General features: G+C 68.6%; 12 protein-coding genes and 2 pseudogenes. 6 read left to right on the top strand and 8 right to left on the bottom strand.

What is annotated here, in order from left to right; all coding sequences use genetic code 11:
- The 4 genes and pseudogenes from H0E84_RS20575 to H0E84_RS18295 form a co-directional block, all read right to left on the bottom strand.
- Window positions 1-1,104: pseudogene (locus H0E84_RS20575) on the bottom strand (RHS repeat protein); the annotation flags it as partial.
- A gap of 1,170 nt (window positions 1,105-2,274) precedes the next feature.
- A pseudogene (locus H0E84_RS20900) lies at window positions 2,275-2,601 on the bottom strand (DUF6531 domain-containing protein); the annotation flags it as partial.
- Between the two features lie 752 nt (window positions 2,602-3,353).
- The gene (locus H0E84_RS18300) at window positions 3,354-4,484 is read right to left on the bottom strand and encodes a PilT/PilU family type 4a pilus ATPase (protein WP_180680084.1); all 1,131 of its coding nucleotides are present in this window, start codon (window positions 4,482-4,484) and stop codon (window positions 3,354-3,356) included.
- A 138-nt stretch (window positions 4,485-4,622) separates the two neighbouring features.
- On the bottom strand, window positions 4,623-5,660 hold the full coding sequence (locus H0E84_RS18295) for a type IV pilus twitching motility protein PilT (RefSeq protein WP_180680083.1): 1,038 nt from the start codon (window positions 5,658-5,660) through the stop codon (window positions 4,623-4,625).
- Window positions 5,661-5,812: 152 nt separating this feature from the next.
- Here H0E84_RS18295 and H0E84_RS18290 point away from each other — a divergent pair, with 152 nt between their 5' ends.
- From H0E84_RS18290 to H0E84_RS18280, 3 genes are all read left to right on the top strand, one after another.
- A complete protein-coding gene (locus H0E84_RS18290; RefSeq protein WP_180680082.1) occupies window positions 5,813-6,541 on the top strand; it encodes a YggS family pyridoxal phosphate-dependent enzyme in 729 nt (242 codons plus the stop codon).
- 246 nt (window positions 6,542-6,787) lie between these two features.
- Window positions 6,788-7,630, top strand: coding sequence for a pyrroline-5-carboxylate reductase (proC, locus tag H0E84_RS18285; RefSeq protein ID WP_180680081.1), 843 nt, complete (start codon window positions 6,788-6,790; stop codon window positions 7,628-7,630).
- 181 nt (window positions 7,631-7,811) lie between these two features.
- The gene (locus H0E84_RS18280; protein ID WP_180680080.1) at window positions 7,812-8,297 is read left to right on the top strand and encodes a DUF4426 domain-containing protein; all 486 of its coding nucleotides are present in this window, start codon (window positions 7,812-7,814) and stop codon (window positions 8,295-8,297) included.
- An 18-nt stretch (window positions 8,298-8,315) separates the two neighbouring features.
- Here the strand turns inward: H0E84_RS18280 and H0E84_RS18275 are convergent, their stop codons facing one another.
- From H0E84_RS18275 to pdxH, 3 genes are all read right to left on the bottom strand, one after another.
- A complete protein-coding gene (locus H0E84_RS18275; protein WP_180680079.1) occupies window positions 8,316-8,711 on the bottom strand; it encodes a DoxX family protein in 396 nt (131 codons plus the stop codon).
- 233 nt (window positions 8,712-8,944) lie between these two features.
- Window positions 8,945-9,742, bottom strand: coding sequence for an ABC transporter substrate-binding protein (locus tag H0E84_RS18270; RefSeq protein ID WP_180680099.1), 798 nt, complete (start codon window positions 9,740-9,742; stop codon window positions 8,945-8,947).
- A 122-nt stretch (window positions 9,743-9,864) separates the two neighbouring features.
- A complete protein-coding gene (gene pdxH, locus H0E84_RS18265; RefSeq protein ID WP_180680078.1) occupies window positions 9,865-10,470 on the bottom strand; it encodes a pyridoxamine 5'-phosphate oxidase in 606 nt (201 codons plus the stop codon).
- A 17-nt stretch (window positions 10,471-10,487) separates the two neighbouring features.
- Here pdxH and H0E84_RS18260 point away from each other — a divergent pair, with 17 nt between their 5' ends.
- Entirely contained in the window at window positions 10,488-11,303 is an 816-nt protein-coding gene (locus tag H0E84_RS18260; protein WP_180680077.1) for a kinase, read from the top strand.
- A gap of 125 nt (window positions 11,304-11,428) precedes the next feature.
- Here the strand turns inward: H0E84_RS18260 and H0E84_RS18255 are convergent, their stop codons facing one another.
- Window positions 11,429-11,632, bottom strand: a complete 204-nt coding sequence (locus tag H0E84_RS18255) for a dodecin family protein (RefSeq protein ID WP_180680076.1) — start codon at window positions 11,630-11,632, stop codon at window positions 11,429-11,431.
- A 125-nt stretch (window positions 11,633-11,757) separates the two neighbouring features.
- Here H0E84_RS18255 and H0E84_RS18250 point away from each other — a divergent pair, with 125 nt between their 5' ends.
- Window positions 11,758-12,324, top strand: a complete 567-nt coding sequence (locus H0E84_RS18250; protein ID WP_180680075.1) for a shikimate kinase — start codon at window positions 11,758-11,760, stop codon at window positions 12,322-12,324.
- On the top strand, window positions 12,321-13,418 hold the full coding sequence (gene aroB / locus H0E84_RS18245; RefSeq protein WP_180680074.1) for a 3-dehydroquinate synthase: 1,098 nt from the start codon (window positions 12,321-12,323) through the stop codon (window positions 13,416-13,418). The genes H0E84_RS18250 and aroB overlap by 4 nt, the downstream gene beginning before the upstream one ends.
- Window positions 13,419-13,487: the final 69 nt, after the last annotated feature.

The raw sequence follows: 13,487 nt of genomic DNA, 5'->3' as shown, positions 1-13,487 counted from the left end.
GTAGCTGTAGCGCAGCGCGAACGTCTGCCCGTTGGTGACCTGGAGCTTGCGCGTCATCTGGCCGAAGCGGTCGTAGCAGTAGCGGGTGCTGCCGCTGGCGTCTTCCATCGCGGTCAGGCGGCCGATCGAGTAGGTCTCGTCGGGCCCGCACCCGGGCTGGGTGACATCGTAGACGTAGCTGACGTCCTGGTCTGTTGCCCCCGCGTAGGCGACGCCGGTCAACCGGTTGAGCGCGTCGTAGGCGTAGGTGCTGGCCTGGCCGCGGGCGTCGACCTGGCCGGTCCTGTTGCCGGCTTCGTCGTAGCTGTACGTGGTGGTGCCGGTGTCCGGACTGTCGAGCTGCAGCAGGTCGCCGAAGGCGTTGTAGGAGTACTCGGTCTCCAAGCCCTTGGGGTCGACGACCTTGGTCAGGTGGTCGAGGGCGTCGTACTCGAAGCGGGTCTCGGCCTCGATGCCGTCGACGTCCTGGAGGGTGCGGACCAGGCGGTCGAGCGGGTCGTACTCGTTCAGCGTTTGCCGGTCCAGGGCGTCGGTGACGGTCTCGAGGTTGCCATTCGCATCGTAGGTGTAGTCGGTCGGGTTGTCGCCGGCGTCGGCCTGGGTGGCGAGCTGGCCGAGCTGATTGAACACCCGCGACAGCGTCTGCCGCAGGGTGCCCCCGGTATCGCGGGTCTCCTCGGCGATGCGGTTGCCGGCGTTGTCGAGGGTGTAGGTGATGGTGTTGCCGGCGTTGTCGCCGATCGAGGTCAGGCGGTGCGCGGCGTCGTAGCCGTACTCGGTGTACGCGCCATCCGGCTGGGTGACCCGCTTGACCAGGCCGGTGGGCCAGTAGTCGATACGGGTGACCCGGTCGTCGGCTTCGGTGGTGTCGTCGGGCCCACGCACCTTGCGCGCGATCAGCCAGCCGCGCGGGTGGTACTCCATGTCGGTGATGACGCCGTTGGCGTCCTTGATCGAGAGGGGGCGGCCGGCGCCATCGTAGCGCAGGGTTTCCGTGACTTGGCCGAGGGCGTTGGTGACCTTCCACAGGTCGCCCTTGCGATAGTGACACGCTCCCACACCTTCCGCACAGTCAGGATGGTCGGTTTCGTAGTAGGACCACAACGTTAGGTCCGTCACATCCGTGCGAGGGCCATCATGCGAGAGAAGCGAGCCGGCAACCGGGCACGTGCCTGCGCCCACGTCCTCTCCTTCGCAGTACGAGCTTTGGGAAGTTCGCCGTGCACCCGAAACCGGATCAACGCTCGAGTAGCCGACGGTCTGTCCGCGGGCGTTGTACTGTAGTTCAACTCTATGCGTGGGACTTCCAGCCGCGTCATAGGTGACTTGTTCAACCGGCCGGTTTACAAGATCGTTCCATAGCGAACTTCTCGACCTCAATAGCTGAGCCTGTCGACCATAGTCGCTGTGTCCGGTGGTTCTGAACCCGTCGTACGAGAACACCGCCCGGGCGCCGCTCGCCGTGGTGTGCGAGATCAATCGATAGTCAGAGAACGTGTTTTCCTCGAGGCTATCTGGAATTGCTTCAGAAGAAAGGAGTACTCCCACAGGCTTGGCAAAAGCGCCACCCCCGAAAGAGTAGCGCTTCACCGCCCCAAGCGGCAAATTTACTTCGACCTCCGCGCCTGCGAGATAGGACAGCGTCACCTCGCCAGCACCGTCAGCCCCCTCACTCAGGACGACTCTTCCTTGCGCGTCGTAGGCATAGTTTGAAATCCGCACGCCATCCTGATCGACAATGCCAGTCAGGTACGTGTTGAAACGCTCTGGAATGCACCCTGCGCTCGAATCGCGGCAGACATTGTTCGGCTCGCCATACAAATAGAAGATGCTAGATCCGTCCGCATAGCGCGCTTCCTGAAGCCGACCGAGGGCGTCGTACGAGTACTGCATGTAAGTCGTTCCGTCGTCGCCAACAAGGAAACTCAAACGATCCTCATTGAGCACGACGCCATCTCTCTCGACATCCATTGCTGAATAGATGAAGAAGAGTACCCGACCGTTGTCGCTCCGCACCTCGGACAGCGCATTGAAGCTCGTGCACTTTCCGATCGCATGATCTAAGCGCCCACAGTAGTGCAGCGTATACCTCACGCCTTTGGATTCGCGAGCAACCAGGCGACCCGCCGAATTAAACAGAAGCAAGTCGCCATCGCTACTCAGAACTCTCCAGGAAACTGTCTTTCCGGTTGCATCTACATCGCGATGCAGCAGGTGGCCTGGCATGTTTCGAGACCGATACGAGTTGGCTGCCACTTTCGAGAACACCTCGTAATAGCCGTCCGCTCTGATCCAGGTTATGTCGGTGGTGACGTTTGATGTGGTTAGCAAACGATCGGAGTAGGAGTGAGCCCAATTGTCGGACAGGCCGGACTGAAGGCTCAGGTCGGATATTGAGTTATAGGCGCGCTTGAATGTCAGACCGTCCCACTCGAAGTCTGACGCCCTGTATTCCTTGTTCCCGGTAGCAGCGACGCAAGGATTTCCGTCTTTCTCACAGGCTTCATACTGCTTCGACGTGATCGACAGAAATGCTGTCGTAGAGTTGCGACAGGTGCGGGGCCATGCCGTCTGTTCACTGCCCGAAGGGGAGATGCCCATGAAATGTTCGGGGCACTCGTAGTACTCGCGGCGAAATGCTTGATGGACCTTTCCCGATGTCATCACCAGGTCGCGAACGGCCGTTTGAACTACATACCCGCGTTGTGTCTCGGGATTGAAAGTGAAGACCCCCCACGAGCCAGGATTCGTTTCCGTCCAACCTCCCTCGTAATGCGCCCCGATGTCTGGACCATTGTAGTAAGGCCAACCTTCCAGGACATTCGCCCTGAGCTCATCTTCCGTATCGCACCCGAAGTGATTAATGCCGGGAACTGGGACCGGATTCTGGTTGCAGTTCCTGGCGGGCGAGCCCCCTACATAGTTCAAGTGCAAGCTGTAGAAGTCCCCCAGAGATCTTTCGTATCTGCGCGGCTTTATTCTGTAGGTATAGTGGAGCCTTCCGAGTTGTAGAGGTATGGCTTCCCCCCGCTCCAGGTACCGGTTCACCGACGCAGGCCCCGGCCCTGGCTCCCTGATGAAGCCCTCTGCTTCCGGCAAGCTCGAGAAGCACTTCTGATAGGGCTGGAGGTTCGTTCGTTGCACGCAGTAGTCGAGCGGTGCTTCCTGGGCCACTGCTGGCAGGAGAGAGGATGCCATCCAGAGGAATACGACCGCTATCAGAGCGAGCGAACGAGCGTGCATTTGCATGCTTCCTTGTGAGCAAACGAGCGGGTGCTCCAGGCGTCCAGGGGGTTCGACCCCTGCCTAATCAGATTTCAATGCCGAAATCCTTTCCCGAATAGGTAGCAGAATCAGCTAGCCTCCGCGACCTCCACCCCGTCCAGCCCCTGGCTGAGGGTGCGGGCGTCGCCGCCCTGGGCCAGCTTGATGCGCAGGCGCACCTCGTTGGCGGAGTCGGCGTAGCGCAGGGCGTCCTCGTAGGAGATCTCGCCGGCCTGGTAGAGCTCGAACAGGGCCTGGTCGAAGGTCTTCATGCCCAGGTTGGTGGACTCCTTCATCACGTCCTTGAGCTTGTGGATCTCGCCGTCGCGGATGTAGTCCTGCACCAGCGGGGTGCCGAGCATGATCTCCATCGCCACCCGGCGGCCCTTGCCGTCCGGGGTCGGGATCAGCTGCTGGGCGACCACGCCCTTGAGGTTGAGCGAGAGATCCATCAGCAGCTGGCCGCGGCGGTCTTCGGGGAAGAAGTTGATGATGCGGTCCATCGCCTGGTTGGCGTTGTTGGCGTGCAGGGTGCACAGCACCAGGTGGCCGGTTTCGGCGAAGGCGATGGCGTGGTCCATGCCCTCGCGGGTGCGCACCTCGCCGATCATGATCACGTCGGGCGCCTGGCGCAGGGTGTTCTTGAGCGCGTTTTCCCAGCTGTCGGTGTCGATGCCGACCTCGCGCTGGGTGATGATGCAGCCCTCGTGCTTGTGCACGAACTCGATCGGGTCCTCGATGGTGATGATGTGCCCGGTGGAGTTGTGGTTGCGGTAGCCGATCATCGCGGCCAGCGAAGTGGACTTGCCGGTGCCGGTGGCGCCGACGAAGATGATGATGCCGCGCTTGGTCATCGCCAGGGTCTTGATGACCGGCGGCAGGTTGAGCTCCTCGATGGTCGGGATCTTGGTCTCGATCCGGCGCAGCACCATGCCGACCTGGTTGCGCTGGTAGAAGCAGCTCACGCGGAACCGGCCCACGCCGGAGACGCCGATGGCGAAGTTGCACTCGTGGGTCTTCTCGAACTCCTCGCGCTGCGGCGGCGACATCACGTTGAGCACCAGGTCGCGCGACTGCTGCGGCGTGAGCGGGTTCTGGGTGATCGGCGAGATCTTGCCGTGGACCTTGATCGACGGCGGCATGCCGGCGGTGACGAACAGGTCCGACGCCTTCTGGTGCGCCATCAGCTTGAGGAACGAGGTGAAATCGATGCTGCTCATATCTGGCTCCTGCGGAGCCGGGAATCGGGAATGGGGAATCGGGAATCGTCGGGAGCTTGGTTCTCGACGTTTCCGCGCGCCCGGCGCCCGCTTCTCGGCTGTTGCGATTCTCTATTCCCGATTCAAGCGCCTTTTCGATCATTCGAAAAGGCGCTTGTCTTTCGCATAGTCCTTGGCCTGCGCGCGCGTGACCAGGCCGCGCTTGACCAGGTCCTGCAGGTGCTGGTCGAGGGTCATCATGCCCACCGACTGGCCGGTCTGGATGGCCGAGTACATCTGCGCCACCTTGTCCTCGCGGATCAGGTTGCGGATGGCGGGGGTGCCGACCATGATTTCCCAGGCGGCGGTACGGCCGCCGCCCACCTTCTTCAGCAGCGCCTGGCTGATCACCGCGCGCAGCGACTCGGACAGCATCGAGCGCACCATGGGCTTCTCGCCGGCGGGGAACACGTCGATGATGCGGTCGATGGTCTTGGCCGCGCTGGAGGTGTGCAGGGTGGCGAACACCAGGTGGCCGGTCTCGGCGGCGGTCAGCGCCAGGCGGATGGTCTCGATGTCGCGCATTTCGCCGACCAGGATGTAGTCCGGGTCCTCGCGCAGCGCCGAGCGCAGCGCCTCGTTGAAGCCGTGGGTGTCGCGGTGCACCTCGCGCTGGTTGATCAGGCACTTCTGCGAGGTGTGCACGAACTCGATCGGGTCCTCCACCGAGAGGATGTGCCCGTACTCGTTCTTGTTGATGTGGTCGAGCATCGCCGCCAGGGTGGTGGACTTGCCCGAGCCGGTCGGGCCGGTCACCAGGATCAGTCCCTGCGGCTGGTCGATCAGCTGCCGGAAGATCGCCGGGCAGCCGAGATCCTCGAGGGTCAGCACCTCGGAGGGCACGGTACGGAACACCGCGCCGGCACCGCGGTTCTGGTTGAAGGCGTTGACGCGGAAGCGCGCCAGGCCCGGGATCTCGAACGAGAAGTCGACCTCGAGGAATTCCTCGTAGTCGCGGCGCTGCTTGTCCGACATGATGTCGTAGACCAGCGCGTGCACCTGCTTGTGGTCCAGCGCCGGGATGTTGATCCGGCGCACGTCGCCATCGACGCGGATCATCGGCGGCAGGCCCGCCGACAGATGCAGGTCCGATGCCTTGTTCTTGACCGAGAACGCCAACAGTTCGGCGATATCCATGCGTGTCCCCTGCACAGCAATGTACGTGTCGATAGCGCCTGGCGCGGCCTCGAGACCGGCCCAGACTACCCCCGGAGCGCAGTATAGCCCCCTACTCGCGTCACAAATCCAGCCCCGCAGTACCATGAACGCCGCGCACCGGAAACCGCCGCATGCCCCAGGACACCGCCCAGCGGCTGCAGGCCGTGACGCTCAGGATCGTTAACGCCGCCCGCCGGGCCGACCGGCCAGTGCCGCAGCTGCTGGCGGTGGGCAAGACCCGCGACGCCAGCGAGCTCGCCGCGCTGTGCGCCCTGCGCCTGGCGGCCGGCGAGCCGCGCCCGGCGTTCGGCGAGAACTACGTGCAGGAGGCGGCCGCCAAGGCCGCAGCGCTGGCGGACGGGCCCATCGAATGGCATCTGATCGGCCACCTGCAGTCGAACAAGGCGCGCCAGGCCGCGGAACTGTTCGACTGGGTGCAGACCGTGGACCGGCCCAGGCTGGTGGCGGCGCTGGCGCGCCATCGCCCGGCTGAACGGGCGCCGCTGAACGTGCTGGTGCAGGTCAACATCGACGACGAGGAGAGCAAGCACGGCTGCCGTCCAGAGGACGTGCCGGGGCTGGCCGACGCCATCGCGGCGCAGCCGCGGCTGGCGCTGCGCGGGCTGATGGCCATTCCCGCGCCGCACCCGCAGCCGGAGCGCCGCCGCGCCGCGTTCGCGCGGATGCGCGCGGCGTTCGAAGCCCTGGCCGCCGAGTATCCGCAGGCCGACACGCTGTCGATGGGGATGAGCGACGACCTCGAGGAAGCCATCGCGGAAGGGGCGACCCTGGTGCGGGTGGGAACGGCGCTGTTCGGGCCGCGGCCGCCCGACAATGCGACGCGGGCGCGCGCCGAATAGGACCTGCCAGGCCATCGGTCACCCGCCGTCGTCGCCCTTGGTGCGCGATCGATTCGCGACAGCGGTGTCTTGAGAACACCTGCCCACCAACCGGCCCTCTCCGCCGCATGCGAGGAAACAGGGACCAGAACGCCGCCTGTGCGGCAGGGGCGACCGGATCGCAACCGCGCCCGGGAAAACGGCGTCCTGCCTGCGATCCGATGCCCGTTCCGCTAGGCTGGCGGGCCCCACTGCGCAGGAGCCGCCATGACGACATCCGTACCCAGCCCTTCTTCCGGCACCGTCGCGTTCATCGGCGGCGGCAACATGGCCCGCAGCCTGATCGGCGGCATGATCGCTCGCGGCGCCGCGGCCGGCGACGTCCGCGTCGCCGACCCCAACGAGGCCGCGCGCCGGGCGCTGGCGGCGGATTTCGGGGTGACGGTGTTCGCCGACGCGGCCGAGGCCGCCGCCGGCGCCTCGCTGTGGATGCTCGCGGTCAAGCCGCAGGTGATGCGCGAGGTCTGCACCACGCTGGCGCCGCGCGCCCAGGCGGAGAGGCCCACCGTGGTTTCGGTGGCCGCCGGCATCACCTCGATCCAGCTCGACCGCTGGCTCGGGGGCGACACGGCGGTGGTGCGCGCCATGCCCAACACGCCCGCACTGCTCGGCGCGGGGGTCACCGGCCTGTACGCCAACCCGCGGGTCGATGGCGCCGGCCGCGAACGCGCGCAGGCGCTGCTGTCCTCGGCCGGGGAAACGGTGTGGATCGACGACGAGGCGACGATGGACGCGGTGACCGCGGTGTCCGGCAGCGGGCCTGCCTACGTGTTCCTGCTTGCCGAGGCGATGGAGGAAGCCGGCATCGCCGAGGGCCTGGAACCGGAGGCGGCGCGCACCCTGGTGCTGCAGACCATCCTGGGTGCCGCGCGCATGCTCACCGAGTCCGGCGAGGCACCCGCCGAACTGCGCCGGCGCGTCACTTCGCCGGGCGGCACCACCCAGGCCGCGGTGGAGACCTTCGAATCCGGCGGTCTGCGCGCCCTGGCGGCGCGCGCGATCCGCAACGCCGCGACGCGCGGCCGCGAGCTGGCGGCGGCCAATGACTAGCGGACCGGGCCGGGGCCAGGCCGCGATCGCGGCCCCGGACCGGCCCTTCCCGCGGGATGAGGTCCGGCGTCGGCCGGGAATCGCAAGTCCCGCCGGTCTTTCGGTTGCGGCGCTGGAGTCGTCCCGGCGCATCCGCGGCATCGCCGCTCCGGCACGGTCCGACCCATCCGCATCCCGCCGCGTGGGGGCTTCGGGCGCCGTCCTGCTGGCCGCCGCACTCGGCCTGTCCGCCTGCGGCGCCCCCGCCCCGCCGCCGGAGCGCGGCGGCCAGACCCACCAGGAAGCCGTGTTGCGCACGGGCGAGGTCACCATCCGCGCCCACGTGATTCCCACGCTCGACCTCGGCGAGGCGATGGCCAGCGAGTACGGCATCGAGCGCAGCGCACACAGCGTGCTGCTGATGGTCGGCCTGCGCCGGGGGCCGGAGATGCAGGAGACCTCGGTTCCCGCGGTGGTGAGCGGCAATGCCATCGACCTGCGCGGCGTGCGGCAGCCGATCGAGCTGCGCGAGCTGCGCAGCGGCGACGGTCCCGACGGCGCGCTGATCGACTACGTAGGCATCGTGCGCGTCGTGCCGCCGGACACGCTGCGCTTCGACCTGGAGATCGTGCAGGAGGACGGCGCGCGCTCGGACCTGCGCTTCAGCCGCGACATCCATCCGCGGTAGGCACCGCGGGACGGGACCCTAGCGGTGGTTGATCGAGAACCGTCCCGGCCCCAGCAGCGCCACGGCGACCGCCGCGACCAGGAACATCGCCTGCAGCTCGAGCGCCCAGCCGCCCTGGCCGTTCAGCCGGCCGAGTTCGCCCAGGTGCGCGAGCAGCACGGCCGCCAGCATGTTCACCGCTACCAGCACCCCGCCGATGCGCGCATGGAAACCGGCGATCAGCATCAGCGGCGCCAGCACCTCGCCGATCAGCGCCCCGTACGCCAGGAAGGTCGGCCAACCGCGCATCTGCAGCAGCGCCTCCACGCCGTCCAGGCCGTGGCGCAGCTTGGCGATGCCGTGCAGCAGCACCAGCACGCCCAGCGTGACGCGCAGCAGCAGCCTGGCGAAATCCTGCATGGCGGCCTGGTTCATCGGCGGGCTCCGGTGTGGGGACCGGGATGATCGCAGGCCGCGGACGGAACGGGAAGCCGCGGCGGCGTCGCGCACAGCGCCGCCGATCTCGGGGCTCGCCGACAGTGCTCCGAACATGGGGCGGCCAGCCGGGAATCGCCGGACGCCTCGGCGGTGCCGTGCACGGGGGCATGCCGGGAATCGCCATCGGCCCCGGCGGAGCCTCCCGCGGCTTTCGCGGCCATGGGCCGCTCCTACAGGGGGTTGCGTTGCGACCAGGCCTGGACGATGGCGGCGATGGCGCGCACGCCGTCGGTCAGCGCCGCCGGGCCGGGCTGCAGGATCAGCGGCGACTTGATCTCGTGCAGTTCGCCGTCGCGCACCGCCGGTATCGCTTCCCAGCCCGGGCGCGCCGCCACCTTCTCCGGCCGGAAACGCTTGCCGCACCACGACCCGAGCACGATGTCCGGCGCGCGGCGCACCACCTCGGTGGCGTCGGCGAGGATGCGCTGCTTCGCCAGCGATTCGACCGACAGTTCCGGGAAGACGTCGTCGCCACCGGCGATGCGGACCAGCTCCGCGACCCAGCGGATGCCGGTGATCGGCGGGTCGTCCCATTCCTCGAAATACACCCGCGGTCGCCTCGGCAGCCCGGCCGACTGCGCTTCGACCGCCTCGAGCCCGCGCCGCAGCTCGTCCGCGTACGCTTCGGCGCGCGACGCGGCGCCGACCAGTGCGCCGAGCCGGCGCACGTAGTCGAGAATGCCCTCGACGCTGCGGTGGTTGCTGATCCACACCTCCACGCCGTGGCGGACCAGCTCGGCGGCGATGTCGGCCTGGATGTCCGAGAAACCGATCGCCAGGTCGGGCTTCAGCTTCAGGATTTCGCCGATCTTGGCGCTGGTGAAGGCGCTCACCTTGGGCTTCTCGCGCCGCGCCCGCGGCGGGCGTACGGTGAACCCGCTGATGCCGACGATGCGATCCTGCTCGCCGAGCGCGTACAGCGTCTCGGTCGGCTCCTCGGTCAGGCAGACGATGCGCTGCGGCCCGATGGGCCGCCGTGATTGGCGATTGGCGATCGGTGATGCGTCGGCAGGGGCAGCTTCCCGTACTTTCGGATCACCCATCGCCAATGACGGCTCTTCAACAGCCGAGGGCCGGTCATCACGGCTTTTCACGGATACAGCATCCGCTTCGACCATTCGCCGGCGCGGTCGCATGCGTAGGCGTGGCGCTCGTGCAGGCGGTGGCCGCCGGCGTACCAGAACTCGATCCGCTCCGGGCGCACGCGCAGCCCGGTCCAGCGCGGCGGACGCGGCACTTCGCGCCCCTCGAACTCCCGCTCGCGGTCGGCCAGGCCGCGCTCGAACGCCTCGCGCGACTCCAGCGGCTCGGACTGCCGCGAGGCCCAGGCGCCGAGCTGGCTGCCGCGCGGCCGGGTGGCGAAGTAGGCATCGGCCTCGGCGTCGTCGACGATCGCCACCGGACCCTCGATCCGCACCTGCACCCCGCCGCGCACCCGCGGCCAGTGGAACAGCAGCGCGGCATGCGGGTTGGCCTGCAGCTCGCGTCCCTTTCGTCCGTCCAAGTGGGTGTAGAAGACGAAGCCGCGTGCGTCGTGCGCCTTGAGCAGGACGATGCGCGCCGAGGGCCGGGCGTCGAGCGCCGCGGTGGCGACGGTCATGGCGGTGCGGTCGGGCTCGCCCGCGGACTGCGCCTGTTCGAACAGCGCATCGAAGGTGGCCAGGGCTTCCGCGTGCAGGTCGTCGGTGGTGTCCATTGCGCTATTGTGGCGCGATGGCGCACCCGGCGCACCCATCCCCGTCGGGCGGGTTCGCGCCCGCATTCGTCGAACGCGTGCTCGCCGACGCGCTGCGCTCCGGCGCGCGGATCTACGGCATCAGCGGCCTGCAGGGGACCGGGAAGTCGACGCTGGCGGCGCAGCTGGTCCGCGCCGCCGCGGCGCGCGGGCTTCGCGCGGCGACGGTGTCCCTCGACGACTTCTATCTCGATCGGCCGGCGCGCCAGGCGCTGGGCCGCCGGGTGCATCCGCTGCTGGCCACCCGCGGTCCGCCCGGCACCCACGATCTGCCGCTAGCCCTGCGCACGCTCGACGCGCTGCGCGCGGGCGTGCCGACGCGCCTGCCCGGCTTCGACAAGCTCGGCGACCGGCGCCTTGCGCTAGCGCAGTGGCCACGGATCGAGGGCATCGAACTGGCGGTGTTCGAGGGCTGGTTCCTCGGCACGCCGGCCGAGGACGCGTCCGCCCTGGACACGCCGCTCAATGCGCTCGAGCGCGACGAGGACGGCGACGGACGGTGGCGGCGCTGGTGCAACGCCGCCCTGGCTCGCGACTATCCTGCATTGTGGGCGCGGATCGACCGGCTGCTGTTCCTGCAGCCGCCGGGTTTCGAGGTCGTGCCGGGCTGGCGCTGGGAACAGGAACGGGCGCTGCAGCGCGCCGAACCCGCCAGGACCGGCATGGATCGGGCCGCAGTGATGCGTTTCGTGCAGCACTACGAACGGGTCGGCCGCCAGGCGCTGCGTACCCTGCCCGACATCGCCGACGTCGCGATCGCACTGGACGCCGACCGCCGTCCGCAGTCGGGATGAGGCGTCCGCCCGCGACGTTCCGGGTCGGCGAGCCTGGTCGCAGCCGGCCCGTCGGTCCCGTAGAAATCGGCTCCATCATGATCCACGGCAACGGGGACGCACCGTCCCGGCGGACCACGCAAGGCTCAACTCACCACGAAGGTGATGCGCAGGTTCACCCGCCATTCGCTGATCGCGCCGTCGTCGCCGACGATCGCCTTGATCTCGTTCACCCATACGCCCTTGATGCCCTTGACCGTCTCCGAGGTCTTCCTGATGCCGGTCTGTACCGCGTCCTCCATGCTCTTGGGCGAGGAGGCGGTGATCTCGATGACTTTCGCAACGGACATGGCTGTCTCCCGATGGTTGCTGGCGCGCGCGCGCCGGAATTCCCAGCTTGGACCGCCGCGTGTAACGCGCACGCGAATGCCGGGTGATGGCGGCGCAACGGCGCGGGCGCTGCTAGCATCGCGGCATGAACCCCGCCTCCAACCTGGTGCTGGTCGGCCCGATGGGCGCCGGAAAATCCTCCATCGGCAGGCGCCTGGCCGGGCGCTGCGGGCTGGAATTCGTCGACCTGGACGAAGAGATCGAGCGAAGCACCGGCGCCACCGTCGCCACCATCTTCGATTGCGAGGGCGAGGCCGGCTTTCGCGCCCGCGAGCGCGCGGCGCTGGAGGCGGTACTGGCGCGCGACGGCCTGGTGCTGGCGACCGGCGGCGGCGCGATACTCGATCCGGACGGCCGCGCGCTGATGCGCAGCCGCGGCTTCGTGGTGCACCTGCACGCCAGCGTGGAGCGGCAGTTGGCACGCCTGGCCAGGGACCGCACCCGCCCGCTGCTGGCCGGTACCGACCGCGAGGCGGTGCTGCACCGGCTGGCCGCGGTCCGCGAGCCGCTGTACCGCGAGGTGGCCGATCTCCACTTCGATACCGGGGCGCTGGCGCCGGCATCGGCAGTGGCGCGGCTGGGAAGAGCGTTGCAGCAGGCGTGGCGGCAGCAGCCGGCGCCAGCGCCGGCTTCGCCAAGGGAACCGGCATGAGCGGACCACGCTGGGTGGAGGTGTCCGGGGCGCAGCCCTACCGGATCGGCATCGCGCCTGGACTGCTCGACGACGGCGCCGCGCTCGCCGCGACGCTGTGTGGGCGCCAGGCGCTGGTGATCAGCGACGATACGGTGGCGCCGCTGTACGCCGCGCGGGTCGAAGCCGCCCTGCGCGCCGCCGCGCCCGGCCTCGCGGTCGCGGGCTTCGTGCTGCCCGCTGGGGAGTCTTCCAAGACCCTGGCATGGTTTGGCCGTGCGATCGACGCGCTGGCGGCGCTGGGGGCGCGCCGCGACGCCTGCGTGTACGCCCTGGGCGGCGGGGTCGTCGGCGACCTCGCCGGCTTCGCCGCGGCCTGCTGGATGCGCGGCATCGACTGCGTGCAGCTGCCGACCACGCTGCTGGCGATGGTCGACTCCTCGGTCGGCGGCAAGACCGCCGTGGACCTGCCGCAGGGCAAGAACCTGGTCGGCGCCTTCCATCCGCCGCGTGCGGTGCTGGCCGATACCGCAGCCCTGCGCACGTTGCCGCCGCGCGAGCTGCGCGCGGGCCTGGCCGAGGTGGTGAAGTACGGCGCGATCGGCGATGCCGCGTTCCTCGACTGGCTGGAGACGCGCGCCGACGCGCTGCTGGCGATGGACCACGACGCGCTGGCCGAGGCCGTCGCGCGCAGCTGCGCGCACAAGGCGGCGATCGTCGGGCGCGACCCGTTCGAGCACGGCGAGCGCGCGCTGCTCAACTTCGGGCACACCTTCGCCCACGCGATCGAGACCGCGCAGGGCTATGGCGGCCTCAACCACGGCGAGGCGGTGGCGGTGGGCATGGTGCTGGCGGCGCGCCTGTCCGAAGAGCTGGGCCTGGCACCGGCCGCGGACACCCTGCGGCTGCGCGCTCTGCTGGCGCGCTTCGGCCTGCCCGTCGATCCGCCCGCTGGCCTGGACCCGGAAACCCTGCTCGCGCACATGCGCCTGGACAAGAAGGCCACGGCCGGTGGTCTGCGGTTCATCGTCTGGGACGGCGCCGGCCGTGCGCGGGTCCTGTCCGACGTGCCAGAAAGCGCCGTGCTTGCGGTCCTGCAACCCGGGGCCCCGTAGGAGCGGCCCATGGCCGCGAAAGCCGCGGGTGGCTCCAGCCAGCCGGGGCAGCGATTGCCGGCGCGGGTG

This window comes from Luteimonas salinisoli (assembly GCF_013425525.1).
In the GTDB taxonomy this organism is placed as follows: domain Bacteria; phylum Pseudomonadota; class Gammaproteobacteria; order Xanthomonadales; family Xanthomonadaceae; genus Luteimonas; species Luteimonas salinisoli.
Note: the sequence above shows the minus strand (reverse complement) of the source record. Positions and strands in the feature narration are given on the sequence as shown.

Bases quoted from the DNA above. Each gene is read 5' to 3' on its own strand.
- proC (WP_180680081.1), top strand. From the start codon at position 6,788: ATGACGACATCCGTACCCAGCCCTTCTTCCGGCACCGTCGCGTTCATC.
- H0E84_RS18255 (WP_180680076.1), bottom strand. From the start codon at position 11,632: ATGTCCGTTGCGAAAGTCATCGAGATCACCGCCTCCTCGCCCAAGAGC.
- H0E84_RS18275 (WP_180680079.1), bottom strand. From the start codon at position 8,711: ATGAACCAGGCCGCCATGCAGGATTTCGCCAGGCTGCTGCTGCGCGTC.
- H0E84_RS18300 (WP_180680084.1), bottom strand. From the start codon at position 4,484: ATGAGCAGCATCGATTTCACCTCGTTCCTCAAGCTGATGGCGCACCAG.
- H0E84_RS18295 (WP_180680083.1), bottom strand. From the start codon at position 5,660: ATGGATATCGCCGAACTGTTGGCGTTCTCGGTCAAGAACAAGGCATCG.
- pdxH (WP_180680078.1), bottom strand. From the start codon at position 10,470: ATGGACACCACCGACGACCTGCACGCGGAAGCCCTGGCCACCTTCGAT.
- H0E84_RS18250 (WP_180680075.1), top strand. From the start codon at position 11,758: ATGAACCCCGCCTCCAACCTGGTGCTGGTCGGCCCGATGGGCGCCGGA.
- aroB (WP_180680074.1), top strand. From the start codon at position 12,321: ATGAGCGGACCACGCTGGGTGGAGGTGTCCGGGGCGCAGCCCTACCGG.
- H0E84_RS18260 (WP_180680077.1), top strand. From the start codon at position 10,488: ATGGCGCACCCGGCGCACCCATCCCCGTCGGGCGGGTTCGCGCCCGCA.
- H0E84_RS18290 (WP_180680082.1), top strand. From the start codon at position 5,813: ATGCCCCAGGACACCGCCCAGCGGCTGCAGGCCGTGACGCTCAGGATC.